Origin of the sequence: Actinoplanes sp. NPDC051470 (assembly GCF_040682035.1) — a bacterium.
Classification (GTDB): Bacteria; Actinomycetota; Actinomycetes; order Mycobacteriales; family Micromonosporaceae; genus Actinoplanes.
In genome coordinates, this window is the sequence record NZ_JBFBAA010000004.1 from 218,132 (window position 1) to 234,916 (window position 16,785).

The 16,785-nt window shown below is 71.9% G+C and carries 13 protein-coding genes; 5 read left to right on the forward strand and 8 right to left on the reverse strand.

Going from position 1 to position 16,785, the window contains the following annotated elements; genetic code table 11:
• Positions 1 to 168 precede the first annotated feature (168 nt).
• Together AB0M54_RS10160 and AB0M54_RS10165 are read left to right on the forward strand one after the other, a co-directional pair.
• Entirely contained in the window at positions 169 to 1,359 is a 1,191-nt protein-coding gene (locus tag AB0M54_RS10160) for a hypothetical protein (protein WP_364470256.1), read from the forward strand.
• Positions 1,356 to 1,601 (forward strand): hypothetical protein, encoded by a 246-nt coding sequence (locus tag AB0M54_RS10165; protein WP_364470258.1) that lies wholly within the window; start codon positions 1,356 to 1,358, stop codon positions 1,599 to 1,601. Before AB0M54_RS10160 ends, AB0M54_RS10165 begins: the two co-directional genes overlap by 4 nt.
• Here the strand turns inward: AB0M54_RS10165 and AB0M54_RS10170 are convergent.
• Complete coding sequence (locus AB0M54_RS10170; protein ID WP_364470260.1) at positions 1,532 to 3,538, reverse strand: NB-ARC domain-containing protein; 2,007 nt, start codon at positions 3,536 to 3,538, stop codon at positions 1,532 to 1,534. The genes AB0M54_RS10165 and AB0M54_RS10170 overlap by 70 nt on opposite strands.
• Before the next feature lie 479 nt (positions 3,539 to 4,017).
• Positions 4,018 to 4,776 carry a dihydrodipicolinate synthase family protein gene (locus tag AB0M54_RS10175; protein ID WP_364316018.1) on the reverse strand — a complete coding sequence of 253 codons (759 nt, stop codon included), beginning with the start codon at positions 4,774 to 4,776 and terminating at the stop codon, positions 4,018 to 4,020.
• Positions 4,777 to 4,833: 57 nt separating this feature from the next.
• Here AB0M54_RS10175 and AB0M54_RS10180 point away from each other — a divergent pair, with 57 nt between their 5' ends.
• A complete protein-coding gene (locus AB0M54_RS10180; protein WP_364470262.1) occupies positions 4,834 to 5,934 on the forward strand; it encodes a hypothetical protein in 1,101 nt (366 codons plus the stop codon).
• Here AB0M54_RS10180 and AB0M54_RS10185 read toward each other — a convergent pair.
• Complete coding sequence (locus AB0M54_RS10185) at positions 5,931 to 6,347, reverse strand: hypothetical protein (RefSeq protein WP_364470264.1); 417 nt, start codon at positions 6,345 to 6,347, stop codon at positions 5,931 to 5,933. The genes AB0M54_RS10180 and AB0M54_RS10185 overlap by 4 nt on opposite strands.
• Positions 6,344 to 8,605 (reverse strand): NACHT domain-containing protein, encoded by a 2,262-nt coding sequence (locus AB0M54_RS10190; RefSeq protein WP_364470266.1) that lies wholly within the window; start codon positions 8,603 to 8,605, stop codon positions 6,344 to 6,346. The genes AB0M54_RS10185 and AB0M54_RS10190 overlap by 4 nt, the downstream gene beginning before the upstream one ends.
• Before the next feature lie 251 nt (positions 8,606 to 8,856).
• Between AB0M54_RS10190 and AB0M54_RS10195 the strand changes: the two genes are divergently transcribed.
• Both AB0M54_RS10195 and AB0M54_RS10200 read left to right on the forward strand, forming a co-directional pair.
• Positions 8,857 to 10,029: a hypothetical protein gene (locus AB0M54_RS10195; protein ID WP_364316013.1), complete on the forward strand. Its 1,173-nt coding sequence runs from the start codon at positions 8,857 to 8,859 to the stop codon at positions 10,027 to 10,029.
• A gap of 51 nt (positions 10,030 to 10,080) precedes the next feature.
• Positions 10,081 to 11,028, forward strand: a complete 948-nt coding sequence (locus AB0M54_RS10200; RefSeq protein ID WP_364316010.1) for a helix-turn-helix domain-containing protein — start codon at positions 10,081 to 10,083, stop codon at positions 11,026 to 11,028.
• Here AB0M54_RS10200 and AB0M54_RS10205 read toward each other — a convergent pair.
• The 4 genes from AB0M54_RS10205 to AB0M54_RS10220 form a co-directional block, all read right to left on the reverse strand.
• Positions 11,025 to 11,465 carry a YdeI/OmpD-associated family protein gene (locus AB0M54_RS10205; RefSeq protein ID WP_364316008.1) on the reverse strand — a complete coding sequence of 147 codons (441 nt, stop codon included), beginning with the start codon at positions 11,463 to 11,465 and terminating at the stop codon, positions 11,025 to 11,027. The genes AB0M54_RS10200 and AB0M54_RS10205 overlap by 4 nt on opposite strands.
• A 32-nt stretch (positions 11,466 to 11,497) precedes the next feature.
• Entirely contained in the window at positions 11,498 to 14,986 is a 3,489-nt protein-coding gene (locus AB0M54_RS10210; protein WP_364470268.1) for a S8 family serine peptidase, read from the reverse strand.
• Positions 14,987 to 15,085: 99 nt separating this feature from the next.
• Positions 15,086 to 16,048 carry a non-homologous end-joining DNA ligase gene (ligD, locus tag AB0M54_RS10215; protein WP_364316004.1) on the reverse strand — a complete coding sequence of 321 codons (963 nt, stop codon included), beginning with the start codon at positions 16,046 to 16,048 and terminating at the stop codon, positions 15,086 to 15,088.
• Positions 16,049 to 16,121: 73 nt separating this feature from the next.
• A complete protein-coding gene (locus AB0M54_RS10220; RefSeq protein WP_364316002.1) occupies positions 16,122 to 16,769 on the reverse strand; it encodes a hypothetical protein in 648 nt (215 codons plus the stop codon).
• Positions 16,770 to 16,785 lie beyond the last annotated feature (16 nt).

Sequence of the window (16,785 nt, forward strand, 5' to 3'; positions counted from 1 at the left end):
GTGTGTTGGCCGGTGCTCCCTGATCGCCAGTCGGCGTGTAGCGCATGGCGACAGATCTGACACGCGCTTGCCAGTGACCGTGCAAGCGAACTGCAAGCCCACGACCCAGCCCACCGCACGGTCCTCTTCGGACTCTGGGCGCAACCAGGCCGGAGGAGAGGCGGAAGCATGGAACAGGAATGGATGACGGTGCCGATCGGCATCGACGCGGGTCGGTGGGTCACCCGGGACGGCTGCCGGAAGGTGCTCGTGGTCGTCCACACCGTGGTCAGCGGCCAGCGGTTGCTCGACGTGATCGACCTGGTGGAATCCGACACACGGGTGCAGGTCGTGTTCACGGTCGCGCCCGACGTCTTCAACCACGGCGTCGAGGACTACCTGCGCGGGCTCGGGGCGCTGCTCGTGCCGTGGGCGCAGGCGACCCGGGAACGGTTCGACCTGGCGCTGGCCGCGGCCTACGACGGGCTGGCCGAGATCCACGGCCCGCTGGTCCTGATGGCCCACGGCGCCGGGCACGGCAAGACCGCCCGGCCGCCCGGTCACGGTGGCCCGGTGGTCGAACCGCCGCAGGTCTTCGGGCTGGAGGCCCGGCGGCTGCTGCGGGGCGGCCGAGTGCTGCCGACGGCCCTGGTGCTGGCCCACGAATCGGAACGGGAGGTGCTGCGCCGGCAGTGTCCGGCGGCGTTGCCGGTGGCGGTGGTGACCGGGGACATCTGCTTCGACCGGCTGGTCCGCAGCCGGGCCGGCCGGGACGCGTACCGCCGCGCCCTGGCCCTCGGCGCCGGCCGGCGGCTGGTCGTGGTCAGCTCGACCTGGGGACGCGACGGCATCTTCGGCGCCACCCGGGAACTGCTGCCGAGGTTGCTGGACGGCCTGCCGGGCGACCGGTACCGGGTCGCGGCGCTCCTTCATCCGGCCATCTGGGCGCACGGGCATCGCCAGGTGCGGGCGTGGACCGGGGACTGCCGCGCGGCGGGACTGATCCTGCCCGAACCGGCCGAGGACTGGCGCGCGGTGATCGCCGCGGCCGATCACGTGATCGGCGATCACGGGTCGGTGACGGCCTACGCGGCGGCCGCGGGCGTGCCGACGCTGCGGCTGGACGGGCCGTGGTCCCGTCAGTGCGCCCCGGGCACGGCCCAGGAACTGGTCGGGCGGAACGCGGCGAGACTACGACTCGGCGATCCGCTGGAACCACAGCTGCGGGTCGCCGGGGCCCTCGACGCCGGGGCCGTGGCGGCGCGGCTCACCTCGTACCCGGGACGGGCCGGCGAACGACTGCGCCGGCACCTGTACCGCCTTCTCGGCCTGCCCCAGCCCGGACGGCATCGCCGCACCGAGCCGGTGCCGGTCCGATGAGCGAGCCGTTCGTCGTGTGCTGCCACGGCCGGGCCGCGCCGGACCGCTTGCTGCGGCTGGCCGACGTGATCGTCACCGGGCCCGCCGGTCCGGATCGGATCGCGGAGCTGTTCACCGCCTGTCCCGGCCTCACCCTGGTGGTCGCGGTCGACGTGGACGGAACCGTCGCGCTCTACCCGAGGTCCGGATCGGACAGTTCGGCGCGCAGGGCCGGCGCCCGGGACGAGCCCAGGTCGTCGTAGATCGCCAGGGCCCGGGCCCAGTGCCGCCGGCCGCCGGTCTCGTCGCCCCGCATCGTCGCCGCCCGCGCCAGCACCTCGACCGCCTGGGCCTGTTCGAACCGCGAGCCGAGCCGGCCCATCCCGGCGACGGCGCCGCCCGCCGCGGCCGTGGCGTCGTCCAGTTCGCCCAGCGCCAGAAAGGCGCCGGCCAGGGCGATCTCGGCGCGTTCCCGGTTGTACGGGTCGGTGTCGCCGAGGTGCCCGAAGACCTCCCGCGCCTCCAGCAGGAGGGCCACCGCCTCGGCCGGCGTCCCGGAACGGGAGCGCAGCGCACCCAGGCGGAGAAGGGTGAGGCCGACGCGGCGCGGCTCGCCGGTGGTGCGGTTCGCGGCGAGGATCCGCTCGTACATCGCGATGGCTTCGTCCGCCCGGCCGGTGTCCCGGAGGACCGAGGCGATCCGCTCCTCGGCGTCCAGGGCGCCGAGCGGATCGTCGACGGCCCGGTAGCACTCGGCCGCTCGGCGCAGCTCCGTCTCGGCGTCGGCGAGCCGGCCGGCCTCCGCGTGCGCGATGCCGAGCCGTTTGCGCGCGTCGGCCTCGGCCCACCGGTTGCCCCAGCGCCGGGCCGCCGTCACGCCGCGCTCCTCGATGCCGGCCCGGTCGCCATAGTGCTTCTCCAGGAGCAGCACCGGCCACAGCACGTCGCCGAGATTCCAGGCCAGTTCGTTCCAGCCGCCGGCCAGCGCCGCCTCGCCCGCCGCCAGCAGAGCGAGCCGCTCCGCGCCGAGCCACCGCAGAGCATCGTCCCGTCCCGCGAACGACGGCGGCAGGAGCGGGGTCGCGGTGAATCGGTAGGGGAAAGGGCGTCTTCGATACGGGGTGAGCACCCGATCCGCGACGCCTGCGGCGGCCAGATACCACTCGAGCACGGCACGCCGCACGTGATCGTGGTCGTCCGGCGGCTCCTCGGCCTCGAACCGCTGCCGCGCGTGCAGCACCACCAGGTCGTGCCGCCGCAGCCGGTCGGCGCCGACCTCCTCCAGCAGGTTCGCCTGGATCAGCCGGTCGACCGCGGCCTCGGCGGCGGGAGCCGAACCGGTCAGCGCGGTGATCGGGCCGAGTCCGTACTCGCGCGCCGGCAGCACCGCGAGCCGCCGGTAGACGGCGCGGGTCGCCGCGTCGAGGCCCTGATAGGAGAGGTCGAGCGAGCTCACGACGGAAACCCCTTCGGCGGTACGCAGAGCGCGAAGCCGCCCCGCCTCCCCGGCCAGTTCGGTGGCCAGCCGGGCGAGCGGCATCCGCGGCCGGGCCGCGAGCCGGGCGGCCACCACGGACACCGCGAACGGCAGCCCGTCGCAGAGCCGCGCGATGCGCCTGGCGTCGGCGAGCTCCGGCCGCACCCGGTCCGGGCCGAGGATTCGTTCCAGCAGCGCGACAGCGTCGTCCGGGGCCCACGGCCGCACCTCGACCGGAACGCCGCCGTCGGCGAGCAGGCCGGTCAGCCGCTGCCGGCTCGTCACGATCACCACGCTCGGGCCGTCGCCCGGCAGCAGGGACCGGACCTGAGCCACCGAGAAAGCGTTGTCCAGCACGATCAGGAAGGACCGGCCCGCGGTCAGCGACCGATAGCGGGCGGCGAGTTCGCCGGTTCCGGCGGGCACCTGATCGGGCGGCACGCCCAGCGCGCGCAGCAGGTGGCCGAGCGCGTCCGCCGGGTCGGTGGCCGTGGCCGGGCCGGCGCCTTGCAGGTCGAGGAAGAGCTGGCCGTCGGGGAAGCGCGGCTTGACGTCATTCGCCCAGCGCCGGGCCAGCGTGGTCTTGCCGACGCCACCGGGTCCGGTCAGGATCACCAGCGGCGCCGCCGCGGCGGCCGCCTCGAGGTCGGCGAGCTCGCCCCGGCGACCGACGAACACCCGCGGCGGAGCGGGCAGCTGGCGTGGCGGTTCGGCATCGTGCACGTCGCGGCCCCCCAAGGTACGCCAGGGGGTCAGGCTAAGCAGACGCCCTGACCGGAAGCCAACACGGCAACCGGGAGCCGCGAATTCTCGCAAACCTCCACAGTGGATCTCGGTGACGCTGAGCAAAACTCACCGGTAACAGGAACCGCTCCAGTAAGGTGATCATCGATATTCCCGCACCACCTGGAAGCGAGCCGATGTCCAAGAACGCCCACCGTCGAGCGATGATCGTGATAGTCAGCGCCTTCTGCATGTCAATGCTGTTCGTACCGGTTCACCAGGCCGTCTCCGCGGCCGCGCTCCTCTTCTGAACAACCCTCCCGTCGGGTTGTCTTGTGACACCCTAGTCGTAAGACAACCCGACATCACTCCTTGTCACCCGATCGGGTGAGTGCTTCCGGAGCGTGACGGCGGCCGCCAGCCCTTCCCGCCCACCGGGCGGCGGCCGGGCCTCCCGCCGACGTCGAGGTTGCGGTCGGCTATCCGAGTCGTCTCGTCGGTGAGGTGCCGAAGGCCTCGGCCAGGGCGGCTTTGAGGCCGCCGGGCCGGGCCTTATAGGCGGCCTCGGCCCGGGCCACCTCGCGCTGGGCGTCGGCGTCACCCGACCACGCGGCCAGGCATTTCTCGGGTACGAGGTTGCCGGCGGCCACGATGGCGCCGGTGGCGCCGAGCCAGCCGGCGTACCCGAGCAGGGCCGCCGCGCCGGTGTAGACGGCCTTGCCCAGGTCGAGCTCCTTGACCAGGCGGGCCGGTTCGGCCGAGCTGTCCTTGACGCCCTGCACGGGCAGGCCGGCCAGGGCGTCGACGGGCACGGGACCGCCGGCGACGCCCGGGTAGTGGTAGGCCAGCACGGGGGCGCCGGCCGCCGCCTCGGCCACCCGGTCGTAGTAGACGCCGAGGTCGCCGCCGAGGCGTGGGGGCGCGACCAGGACCGCGTCGGCGCCGGCCTTGAGCACCGCCGCCGTACGCTCGACCGCCATGCCGTGCCACTCGCCGGAGCTGCCGGCCAGCACGGGCACGCCGGGGCACGCCCCGCGGACGGCGGCCACCAGGGCGACCCGCTCGGCGTCGGACAGCGTGGCCGCCTCGCCCGTGCTGCCCGCCACCACCACCGCCCGCATCCCCGAGGCGACCAGCCGCGCGGCGTGCGCGCCGGTCTCCGCCGCCAGCAAGCGGCCCTCGGCGTCGAACAGAGTCACCACGGCCACCGCGGGCCCGGTCCAGATCGGCTCAACCATGAGACCCATATTTCTACGTACGCGGCCCGGATGCCCACCCTCGCCTACGATCAGGACGTGCGACGGGCCGTATCTGCGCTGCTGGGCGCCCTTCTGGTGAGCGGGTGTGGCGACTCTCCGCCACCGGCCCCGCTCCCGCCGGAGGCCCCGCCGTCCGCCGCGGCGTCGTCCTCGCCGGCGCCGCCGACACCGTCGTCCACCCCGGCCAAGAAGGCGGCGCCCCGGGCCCTGCCCAAGCCCGGCAACCCGGACGGGCGCGCGACCATCCCGCCGGCGGCCCGGGCCGAGGACACCGGCGAACCGACCCGGGTCGTCGGCACCGGCACGGCGGCGAGCTGCACGTCGGACGCGGTGGTGAACGCGGTGGCGGCCGGCGGCGTGATCACCTTCGACTGCGGCCCGGCGCCGGCGACGATCACCATGACGCGTACGGCGACGGTCCGGAACGACATCGCCCGCGTCGTCCTGGACGGCGGCGGCCGGGTCACCCTGAGCGGCGGCGGCAAGCGGCGCATCCTGCTGATGAACACCTGCGTCCGGCCGACCACGTCACACTGCCAGGACCAGGACAATCCCGCTCTCACCGTGCAGAACCTGGTTCTCGCCGACGGCGACAGCACCGGCTCGCCGGACGGCGGTGGCGCGATCTTCGCCCGTGGCGGCCGGCTCAAGGTGATCAACTCCCGCTTCACCGGCAACCGCTGCGACGCCACCGGCCCCGACCTGGGCGGCGCGGCCGTGCGGGCGCAGTCGCAGACCCGGCCGGTGTATGTCGTGAACAGCACCTTCACCGGCGGCCGCTGCTCCAACGGCGGCGCCCTGAGCAGCATCGGCGTGTCCTGGGTCGTCCTGAACAGCGTCTTCCGCGACAACGAGGCGATCGGCCACGGCGCCAACCCGGCCGAGGCCGGCACTCCGGGCGGCGGCAGCGGCGGCGCCATCTACACCGACGGCAACCTCTTCACGGTGACCGTCACCGGCGCCCTGATCGAGAACAACCGGGCCCGCGAGGGCGGCGGCGCCGTCTTCTTCGTCAGCAACGACCGCACCGGCAGCCTGACCATCAAGAACTCAACCGTGCGGGCCAACCGCAGCGCCGGCTTCGAAACCCCCGGCCATCCCGGCATCTTCTTCCTCGGCGCCACGATCACGAGCTAGGGCGTCGAAATCCTCAGGACCCGGAACTCGCCGACGCTCCACCGAGCCAGAAAGTCGGCGACTCGCTCGGAGATGCCTTGACCCACGAGAAACCCATGCAGATTTTCCGGGTTGGGCGACGACTGGACCACGGCCAGCAGCGCCTCGTGGGGCGCCATCACGCCTTCGTCGAGGCCGATGTCGCGCGCCAGCTCAACGAAGGGAAGTGCAATAACCATCCACGCCGATCGGAGCGCACCACCAGCATCGTCATAACGTGCCAACTTCCACGGCTGGAAGAACGGATATACCTCCGAACCAGTGTTTCCGGAGTTCCGTAGACGCTCGACGTCGCTTGCCCAACGAGAGCCATCGAACCAGGGCGGATCCAACCCTAATAGATAGTTGGCAAGTCCTTCGGCATCCTCGGTCACCGCTCACCCTCGCCCAGCAGATCCGGGATCAAAGAAAAGGTAGTCCCTAGAGCCGTCTGATACATGTACAGGTTCTTCAATGAACCTACGGCGCCACCGGACACCATACTGTGGACGCCGGCAGGTTTCCTGAACCAGCGTTCCTGCCAAGCGCCATGCGAGTCCGCCATCGACTTCCCCAGCGATTGGCGCAGTTCGATCAAGTCCGGTATGCGCTCACTCGAGACATGAGACTGGCCCAAACTCTCGAGGAGAAGGTGGCCACGATCGTCACCGGTGGCAATACTGTCAACGATCGCAGCCGCGACGGCACGCCGCACATAGCTGAAGTTGCTCCCCATGCAGAGGTGGATCGCCGACCCGAGGGCACCGTCGGTGGCCGACATCGTCTGGAGCATGGTGTTGCTGATGACCGCTCGGAATCTGTCCTCGAACGGCACCGAGAAGTAGCAGGCCAACGCCTCCTGCGCGACGCGTTCCACTACCACGGGCGGCAAGGTGACGTGCTGTAGCGCGCTCGCACCGAATTGAGCCAGCCGTTCCCGCTCCGTGCCGCTCGACCGCGCCGCTTCCTCCATTGCCGTGCGCACGATCGTCTCCGCACCGTCCATGGTGCCGCGGTCGACCAGCTGCACCGCCAATTGCGCGACGACTTCCCATTGCCCGGCAGCGACACGTGCGCGCAACTCGTTCCAAACCTCCTCCGGGGTGTGCCGGTTTCGGACGAGATGTTCTGCGGCGAAAAACTCGAGGAACGTGCGATGCGCGAATCCGTAGACCGGCTCCATGTCGGTCGAACCCACCTCGGCGAGCACCCAGGCCCGGCCGGCGCAAAATTCGAGGAACTCGCGGGCGGCGGTCTCGGCCTCGTCCGGACCGAGGCCGCGGCCGACCAGATAGCCGACCAGAAGGCGAATGATTTGATGTCGGCCGACGTCAGGTTGATCGTTGACCAGAAGATGCCACGAGAGGTGCTGAACAGCACCGCGAACGCGACCCTCGAACTCGAGGTGCCTGCCGATACCCCGCATCGAGTCCCAGCGTTCGAATACCATGAGCGCGCAACGCTCGTAGATCTGCGCGCGCAATCGCGGAACGTAATGGTCAGCCGAATACATTGCACACAGCAACGCCAGGAGAAGCGGGTTTCTCCGCAGATCCTGGATCGAATCGCTGTCGCGCTGGAACGAGGCGGCCAGCCGTTCCCGGTCAGCCGAAGGGGTTCCGTCGTCGAGCGCGAACCAATGCCGGACGTACATCTCGACCTGAGCGGAATCGAAGGACAAGAGGTCGTGGACCGGGAACAGTGCCGCGTCCAGGGGCGCCTCGCGGTAGCCGACGCGGCGGGAGGTCGCGACGATCGGAACCATCGGATAGAGCGTCGCGAAGCCGCGGACCAGCTCGGTGAGGCGGCGGCGGAGGCTCACGTCGGTCAGCTCGTCGAGGCCGTCGAGGATGACCACGGCGCGGCCGTTGAGCAGCAGGTAGTCGACCGTCTCCGGGGCCATCGCCACGTTGTAGGGGTCGCGGGCGACCACCGTCAGGTGTTCGGCCAGGGTGCGTTCGCCCTGATGCAGCGCGGTGGCCAGGTGGCGGAGTACGACCAGGAACGGGACCTCGGTGCCGGCCGGGTCGGAGGCCAGGTCGTAGGCGAGCTTCGTGGCCAGCGTGGACTTGCCGGCCCCGGGATCGCCCAGGACCACCAGGCGGCGGCCCGTCTGCGCCAGCTCGCGGACCGGCGCGGATTCGCGGCGCAGGTCGTGGGGGCGCGACTCCACGTAGAGCTGGTCCCAGGGAACGCTGCGGCTCACGCCGGTGTGGGGCATGCGCAGCTCGGCGTGCATGGCGGCCACCTGCGTGCGGAGAAGGTCGGCCTCGGCCCGGCAGGACGTCAGGTCGGTGAGGCGGCCAAGGAGTTCGCCGTTGCGGGCGGCCATCGCGACCAGGTGGCCCAGCCGGGCGGCCTGGGCCGGGTTGCCGGGGGTGTGCTCGGCGGCCAGCAGGGCGTCGTAGACGACGTCGGTCAGGCCGAAGCGTCGCTCGGGCGGGAGGGTGGTGGCCAGGCGCAGGCCCTGGCGGATCTGGTCGCGGGCCGCGGCGAGCAACTCGTCGCGCTGGCCGTCGCGGGGGTGCAGGCGGGCCACGGCGAACTGGAGGGCGACCTGCTCGAAGTCGGGTGACACCAGGTAGCCGGCCAGCTCGGCCGCCTCGGCCGCGGACAGCTCGCCGAGCAGGTCGTCGGCGACCTGGCGGGCCATCAGCGGGCGGGCCGAGTCGCGGGCCTTGCGAAGCTGGGCCTGCTTGCCCACGTGGCCGCCGAGCCGGCGGATGATCTGGCCCGCGATGCGGGCGATGGCCGTCTCCAGCCCGGTCGCCATGGCGAAGGTCTCCGTAGCTCGTCGGGAAGCCCGCACGCTACCACCGCGCCGGCCGGTGGCGATCGTGAACGTTCGGCGACAGGAGGGTGAGTGACCAGGCTCGATGTGCGGTGATCTGCGAAAGTGGGCTGGTGGAGATACCTGAGCCGATCGTGGTGTGGCGGCGGTGGGCGGCGTTGGCGACGGCGCTCAGTGCGGTGGGGTTCGATGATGTGTGGACCGTGGGCGCGGGTGGGGCCCACCATGATGATCATGGCGGGAACTGGGGGCATCTGGCCCTGATCGAGGGCGGGCGGGCCGTTCTGTACGGGTACGACCATGAGTACAGCGCGACCGTGGACGCCGATCCGCCGGTCGATGTGCTGGCGGGGGCGCCCGAGTGGCTGCCGTGGGAGGAGCTGGCCGAGTTCGCCGGCGAGGATCAGCTCGGGTACGTCTACTGGCATGACGGGGTGCGGTGGGAGCACGCGCCCTACGACGAGGCGGACGGGCTGGTGCAGACGGCCGGCGCGGCGCTCGATCATGAATCGGCCGCCGATGAGCTCTACGAGTTCATCGTGCGGTGGGGCGCCTACCGGCCCGCCGACCTCACCGACGAGGCGCGGATCCGGGACACCTGTGAGGCGCTGCTGACCGCGGCCGAGGAGCAGCGGGTCGACGTGAGCGTGCTCCGGGCGTACCCGGGCGGTCTGGTCGAAGCCGGACTGGCCGTGGCCGCGACCGGCGGGATCAGCCCGGGTGGCGCCCCGCCGATGGTCGCCGCCGGCCGCAAGCCGGAGCAGCGGCGGGTGCGCAAGCTGTCCGACCGCGAGCACCGCCGCCTGGTCTGGGACGCGATGCAGCGGGCCGCGGAGCTGGACCGGCCGCTGCCGCCGCCGACGCCGGCGATGGACGACCTGGTGCGATGGGTACGCGACCGCGCGCCGCACGGCGACGGACGGTGCTCGCTGCTGTTCTGGGCCAGCGCCTCGAAGGCCTCCGAGCAGGACGGTGAGTTCGCGCCGCTGGTGCGCGACGGCGAGGAGCCGCTGACCGTGTTCGGCGACGTGGTCGATCTGGTGCAGGCGGTCCGGGCCGAGGAGGCCGACCCGCGGGCGGGGGCGTGGCTGTTCCTGCGGCTCGAGACGACGGCCACCGGCGCGACCATCGAGCGGCGCTACGACTCGTGGCCGGACTGGTGGACCGACAACGGCATCTCCGGGCCGGGGCGGGACGAGATGGCCCGCGAGATGGCCGGCCGGGAGGAGCGGTGGCGGCCACGGTGGACCACCCTGCTCAACCCCGAGGTCGCGTTCGACGCGTGACGGTACTTACGTTCCGGAGCAACCGGGCCGCAGCTCAGTAAAGTGACGGCCATGTCAGGGGAGGGCGATGTTCTGTCGCCGGACCAGCAACATGCCTATCGGTTGCTGGTGCGGCTGTCCGGCACCGACGCGAAGGGTTTCGCGGAGAGTGCCGGAGTCACCGCGGATGATGCCGCGGAGACGCTGGAGGCCTTGCACGCCAAGGGATTGGCGTCGCCGGGGCCGGTCTATCACGCGCGTCCGCCGGATGTCGCGCTCGGTGAGGTGCTGCTCCGCCGGCAGCAGGAGTTGCAGGTCGCGCGTGAGATGATGGCCGCGCTGAGTGAGGACTACCGCACCAGCGCGCGCCGGCGCAGCGCCGAACATCTGGTCGAGATCGTGGTCGGCGCGCGGGCGTTACGACAGCGGCTCAGCGAGATGCAGGATTCGGCGACCGAGGAGATCCTCTGGTTCTGCCGGGCCAACCCGATCGCGATGGAGGGCCCGGAGAACAACGAGGAGGCGCCGGCGCTGACCCGCGGCGTGAAATACCGGGCGATCTACGAGCGCGAGCTGATCGAGACGCCGGGCGAGCTGAAGGGGATCATCGAGGCCATCGGGTACGGCGAAGAGTCGCGTGTGCTGCCCACGCTGCCCGTGCGCCTGGCCATCGCCGACCGGAAGCTGGCCATCTGCCCGCTGGTGCCGGACGAGGCACGGGGCATCGCCCAGCCGAGCGCGGCGCTGATCCGGCCCAGCGAGTTGCTGGACGCCCTGGTGGCGCTCTTCGAGAGCCACTGGGAGCGGGCCACCCCGGTGATCGCGGCCAAGCCCGACGAACAGCTCGACACCTTGCTGCTGTCCCTGCTCGTCTCCGGCCTGCCGGACAAGTCGATCGCCACCCATCTGGGCGTCAGCCGCCGCACGGTCCAGCGCCGCCTGGACCGCATGATGGCGATCGCCGGTGTCGACACCCGCACGGGCTTGGCCTACCAGGCGGCGAGACGAGGCTGGCTCTAACCCGCGATCAGTTTCTCGATGGCTTTGGCGACTCGGCGGGCGCGGGTCTCGGCGGCCTTGGCACCGAGGATGGCCTCTACGTGCTGCCGCTTATGGCTGAAGGAGAGCTTGTCCCAGCGCGCCTGCGCCGCGGGCTCGGCCGCCAGAGCCAGGGCGAGGTCTTCGGGTACGTCCACCGTCCGCTCCTGCGTGTCGAGCACCAGCTCGAGCTCGACCACGTCGCCCGCCCGCACGCCCGCGCCGGCCCGCCGCTCGGCGCTCACCCCGAGCCAGTACTCGCCGCTCATCCGCGCGATCGAGCTGCGGTACTCGTACCCGTTGACGGTGACCACCACCTTGGGCCGCGCCCCACCGCCGAGCTCACCGACCACGTCGTCGGGGATCCGGAATCCGGTGGTGTTACCGCCTGTGGCCAGGAGCTCCGCCGTGATCCTCATGGCGGTGAGGATAACGGCGGAGCCCGGCGGGATCACCCGATTGCGCGGATGACCGTCTGGGTGACCGTGTTGCCGTCGCGGTCGGACGCGGTGATCCGCAGCGACACCGGGGTGGTGTGCGCCGGGATGTTCGCCGTGTACGACGGTCCGCGGCCGGTCGTGTTCAGCCGCCGCCAGGTTTTTCCGTCATCGGCCGACATCTCCGCCCGGAACGAGGTGCCCCGGGCCGGTTTGCCGGCCACGGTGAGGGCGAAGCCGACCCGCCGCGGCTTGGCGTCGTAACCGACCTGGAGCAGCGGCAGGACGCCCTCGGCGCCCGACCGGAACGTCCAGGACGTGTCGGTGCTGGTGCCGTAGATCCAGTCCTCGTTGCCGGGGCTGGTCCGCACGGCCAGCTCGTACGCGGCGTCGCCCGGGGCGACCGTCACGTCCTGCCAGCCGTCCGGCAGGTCAGCGACCACCGCGCCGTTGCGCTTCAGGGTGGCCGACCCGTTTCCGGCGAAGGTCCAGTGCCGATCGGTGCGGTCGACCAGGTCGGCCACGCGCAGCTTGAGCACGTCGCCGGCCCGGGTGTTCAGCACGCCGGCCGGGGTGGCCGGGCGGACCACCGGCGCCGCCCAGGTCTCCTTGGCCGTGGTGCCCGCCCGGACCGGGCCGGCCGCCTCGACGAAGCCGCCCGAGACCAGGCCGAGCCACGGGTAGGCCGGGTGCACCTGGTGCTGCCACAGCGAGTCGCCGGCCGACACCCACTCGACCCGGCGGAACGGGGTGGGCACCGCGCGGGAGGTGTCGTTCCAGGCGTACTCCTGCCAGGGCCGCCACCCGAACCGCTGCTCGCGCACCCAGTCGAAGCCGCCGTTGTACGCGTAGTCGGTGGTGATCCGCCGGGTGTTGGCCGGCGTCACGCGGTGCACGATCCTCTCCGGGACCCGGTTCTTCGACACCTGGATGACGTCGTAGAGGTACGGGCTGGCCGTGGTCAGCTTCAGCGTGATCTCCGCGTCCGGCCGCTCGGCCCGGTCGAGCAGCCGCACGCCGTCGGCGGCGGTCACGGTCAGCGCCGGGATGGGCTGCTTGGGCGATTCGGGGTCGAGAACCGACCACGTGCTCCAGTCGGCCGGGCGGATCAGCAGCGCGACCGCGGCGCCCGCGGCGTGCGCCCACTCGATCAGCTTCTCCTCGGAGTCCATGTCGCTGCGCAGCAGCACAGCCTTGCCCCGGACGTCCGGCGCGTCCATCGCGACCAACGGGAACGTCCGTTCCGCGGGCAGGCCCGGGGAGTCGCCCCGCAGGTTCATCCGCGGCTGCGGGGTCACGCCCGGCACGCTGACCTGAGCGTCCGGCTCGACCAGCTGCCAGCGGGAGGAGAACTCGAAGGCGCCCTTCCGGACCGGCTTGGTCGGGGTGACGTAGACCGTCTCGACGTTGCTGAAGTGCATGACGCCGTGCGAGATGCTGCGGCCCCGGCCGGTCTCCCGGTGGGCGTAGTAGCTGAGCACCGCCTGCTGCTCGGCCGGTTGCGGGGTCTCGATCCGCACCGGGGTGCCCAGCCGGGCGTCCAGCGTGATCTCCATGTCGCGGTCGAGCTTGAGCTCGGGCAGCACCACGAAGGTGGAGTCGTCGTGCTGTTCCTCGCGGCCCTCGATGGTCGCGGTGATGATGTAGTCGTCCTCGCCGAGGTCGTAGGTGACCGGCTCGTCCCACACGAAGCCGAGGCGGTCCGAGTCGGGGTCGTCGCCGAAGATGGTCAGCGCGGGCACCCGGGTCGGGTTGCCGTCCCGGCCGATCGCGTTGATCGTCAGCAGGTGGTGCTTCGCGCCGAGGCGCAGGCCGTACGCGGTGGTGACCTTCTCCCCGGCCGGTCCGGTCGCGACGATCCAGCCGCTGTGCAGCCCGGCGTCCATGGTGGCGGTGTTGATGCTCGCGGTCACCGCCGCGGTGCCGTGCGCGGGCACGGTGACGCTCCGGTCGACGGTGACGCCGGCGGGCGCGGTCAGCGACAGGGTGACCGGGGCGGGACCCTCGTTGGTGTAGGTGATGGTCTTGCTGTGCTGGGTCGGTGACTCCCCCACGCTGTGGTCGGCGAAGTCGGCGGTGGCGCTGCCCCGGATCGTCTGTGAGGTGGCGCGGGCCAGGTCGACGCGGCCGGCGCCCTGGCCGTACACGTCGATGTTGTTGGCGGTCTTGGCACTGCTGACCAGGGCGTCCTTGAGCTCGGCGGCCTTCCAGCCGGGGTGCTCCTGGGCCAGGACGGCGGCGGCGCCGGCCACGTGCGGCGTGGCCATCGAGGTGCCGGACGCGCCGGTGTAGAGCGCGTCGACCGGCTGGCCCATCGTGGTGCCCTCGGCGCGCGCGGCGACGATGCCGACACCGGGCGCGGTGATCTCCGGCTTGAGGGTGTTACGGACGGCGGTCGGGCCGCGGCTGGAGAACGCGGCCAGCGTCTCGTCCCGGTCGACGGCGCCCACGGTGAGCGCCGCGGGGGCGAGGCCGGGCGAGCCGACGCTGTACGCCGCGCCCTCGTTGCCGGCCGCGACCACGAACAGCGTGCCGGTGCGCTCGGTGATCTCGGTGAGCGCCTGGCTCAGCGGGTCGATGCCGTCGGTCGGCGCGCCGCCGAGGCTCATGTTGACCACCTTGGCGCCGGCGTCGCCGGCCCACTGCATGCCCTCGATGATCCACGACTCCAGGCCCCAGCCGTCGTCGTTGAGCACCTTGCCGGCCAGCAGGTCGGCGCCGTACGCGATGCCCTTGCGCAGCCCGGCCGACCCGGCGCCGGACCCGGCCACGGTGGCGGCGACGTGCGTGCCGTGCCCGTGGTGGTCGGTGGTGTCCGGGCTGTCGGTGAAGTTCCTGGCGGCGGCGAGCCGGCCCTTGATGTCCGGGTGGCCGGCGTCGATGCCGGTGTCGAGCACCGCGACCTTGACGCCGCGGCCGTCGTACCCGGCCTGCCACGCCGCGGGCGCGCCGATCTGCGCGGCGCTGCGGTCCAGCGACGCCCGGACCTTGCCGTCCAGCCAGACCTGGCCCCGGTGGGACTTCCAGAACGAGGCCAGCGAGGTCTTCTCCGCCCGCATCGAGGTGGCGCCCAGGCTGCGCAGCGCGTGTGACGACCGGGCGCGCAGCCCGGCCGGCTGGGTCACGATCAGGGGCAGGGTCGGCGAGGCGGCGTCGGCGTACCCGTCGGCCACGAGCTTCTCGACATCGAACAGGTCGGCGTCGATCTTCTTGGCGCTGACCAGCGGGATCACGTCCTCGGGCAGGACACGCAGGCCGCCGTCGGCCTCGATGGTGTGGAAGGTGACGTGTTCCCGGCCGGCGGCGGGACGGACCGTGGCGGCGGTGCGGTCACCCGCCCTGGTCAGGGTGACGACGTCACCGGTGATGAGGGTCAGCGTGTCGGTGTGGCCGGCGGGCGGCGGCGTGGCCGGGGCGGCGGTGGCCACCCCCGCGGGCGCGATGGCGGCGAGGCCCGGTCCGATCAGGACCGCGGCGGCTAATGCTGCGAGGGGACGACGCATGCCACGCATTGTTGGGTGGCATCGACGCAGGTCGAAAGCTTTTGGTCGCGCCCTATCGATGACATGTCGCGATGTGGCCAGCCCGGATTTACACGATGTTTACGGGGCCGGCTCGTCGGGGGTGGCCAGGCCTGCCTTCTCGTCGCGGTCGGCCCACTCGAGCAGGGTGTCCAGCCGGTACGCGGTGTCGTCGATCGCCGCGTGCAGGTCGCCCTTCTCGGCGAACCGGGCCGGCACGGTCCGCAGCGTGAAGTCGTCCGGCTCGACGTCGGCGACCTCGGCCCAGTCGATCGGCGTGCTCACCGTGCCGCGCTGGTTGCCGCGCACCGAATAGGCGCTGGCGATGGTGTGGTCGCGGGCGTTCTGGTTGTAGTCGACGAACAGCGCCTCGGGGTCGCGGTCCTTGCGCCACCACGTGGTGGTCACGTCCTCGGGGGCGCGGCGCTCGACCTCACGGGCGAAGGCCAGCGCGGCCCGGCGTACCTCGGAGAAGCCCCACTCCGGCGCGATCCGCACGTAGACATGCAGGCCACGGCCGCCGGACGTCTTGGGGAACCCGGTCACGCCGAGCTCGTCGAGCACCTCGTGGGCGACCCCGGCGACCCGGCGCACCCGGTCGAACGTGCAGTCGGGCATCGGGTCGAGGTCGATCCGCCACTCGTCGGGCTTCTCGGTGTCGGCGCGGCGGCTGTTCCACGGGTGGAACTCGACGGTCGACATCTGCACCGCCCAGATCACGTCCGCGATCTTGGTGACGCACAGTTCGTCGGCGGTGCGCTTGTAGCGGGGAAAGAAGATGCGAACGGTCTCGAGCCAGGGCGGAGCGCCATGCGGTACGCGCTTCTGGTGCACCTTGTCGCCGGCCAGCCCCTCGGGGAACCGGTGCATCATGCAGGGCCGTTCCCGCAGCGCCCGGACGATGCCGTCGCCCACGCTCAGGTAGTACTGGACCAGGTCGAGCTTGGTCAGCCCGAGCTCGGGGAAGTAGACCCGGTCGGGGTTGGTCACCCGCACCGTGTGGTTCCCGGCCTCGATCTCCACCTGGGGGCTCTTGGTCGCCATGGTCACAAACTAGCGCTGATCAGCGCCGGTACGCGTGGGTTGGCGTACCGGCGCTGATGATCAACCGGGAGAACTAGAGCCTGAGGATGGCCAGGATCTGGTTCAGCAGGTCGGCGATGAAGCCCAGCGGCAGGCTGAGGCCGCCGTTCAGCAGGTTCGTGATCGCGCACAGCAGGTTGCCGAGGAGGTTGCCGGCACCGGACTGGGCGACGATGTCGAGGACGACCCGGTTCAGGTCGACGACCAGGCCGAGCAGGTCCAGGTGCAGCGGACCGAGGACCAGGTTCAGCACGTCACAGGTGATCAGGGCGGCGGCGTCCTTGTTGGCCGCGGCCGTCTCGGGCAGCTGAACGGGCATGGAGACGGTCTTCTGGACCGTGCCCAGGTCGACGCCGAGCGAGTCGGTCAGCGTGCTGGTCAGCGTGCCGGTAGCAAGGACCTGGCCCTGCTTGTTGGTGAACTTGGTCGGCGTGAACGAGCCGGTCACCGAGCCGAGAGCGCCGGCCGCGTCGGTGAACGAGCCGCTGACCGTCGAGGTCAGCGTGCCGGCGGCGGACGCCAGCTTCGGGCCCGCCTTGGCCGCGGCCGGAGCCGGGGCGGCGGCCGGAGCCGCGGGAGGTGCTTTGGGCGCTGCCTGGGCGACGGCGCCGCCGGTGGCCGCCACGGTGGTGATCGCCAGCGCCCCGGTGAGCACCGCCTTAGTGATCAAGCCAACTCGCATGTGGACCCCTTTCATC

Bases quoted from the DNA above. Each gene is read 5' to 3' on its own strand.
- AB0M54_RS10160 (WP_364470256.1), top strand. From the start codon at position 169: ATGGAACAGGAATGGATGACGGTGCCGATCGGCATCGACGCGGGTCGG.
- AB0M54_RS10165 (WP_364470258.1), top strand. From the start codon at position 1,356: ATGAGCGAGCCGTTCGTCGTGTGCTGCCACGGCCGGGCCGCGCCGGAC.
- AB0M54_RS10175 (WP_364316018.1), bottom strand. From the start codon at position 4,776: ATGGTTGAGCCGATCTGGACCGGGCCCGCGGTGGCCGTGGTGACTCTG.
- AB0M54_RS10190 (WP_364470266.1), bottom strand. From the start codon at position 8,605: ATGGCCCGCCAGGTCGCCGACGACCTGCTCGGCGAGCTGTCCGCGGCC.
- AB0M54_RS10200 (WP_364316010.1), top strand. From the start codon at position 10,081: ATGTCAGGGGAGGGCGATGTTCTGTCGCCGGACCAGCAACATGCCTAT.
- AB0M54_RS10205 (WP_364316008.1), bottom strand. From the start codon at position 11,465: ATGAGGATCACGGCGGAGCTCCTGGCCACAGGCGGTAACACCACCGGA.
- AB0M54_RS10210 (WP_364470268.1), bottom strand. From the start codon at position 14,986: ATGCGTCGTCCCCTCGCAGCATTAGCCGCCGCGGTCCTGATCGGACCG.
- ligD (WP_364316004.1), bottom strand. From the start codon at position 16,048: ATGGCGACCAAGAGCCCCCAGGTGGAGATCGAGGCCGGGAACCACACG.
- AB0M54_RS10220 (WP_364316002.1), bottom strand. From the start codon at position 16,769: ATGCGAGTTGGCTTGATCACTAAGGCGGTGCTCACCGGGGCGCTGGCG.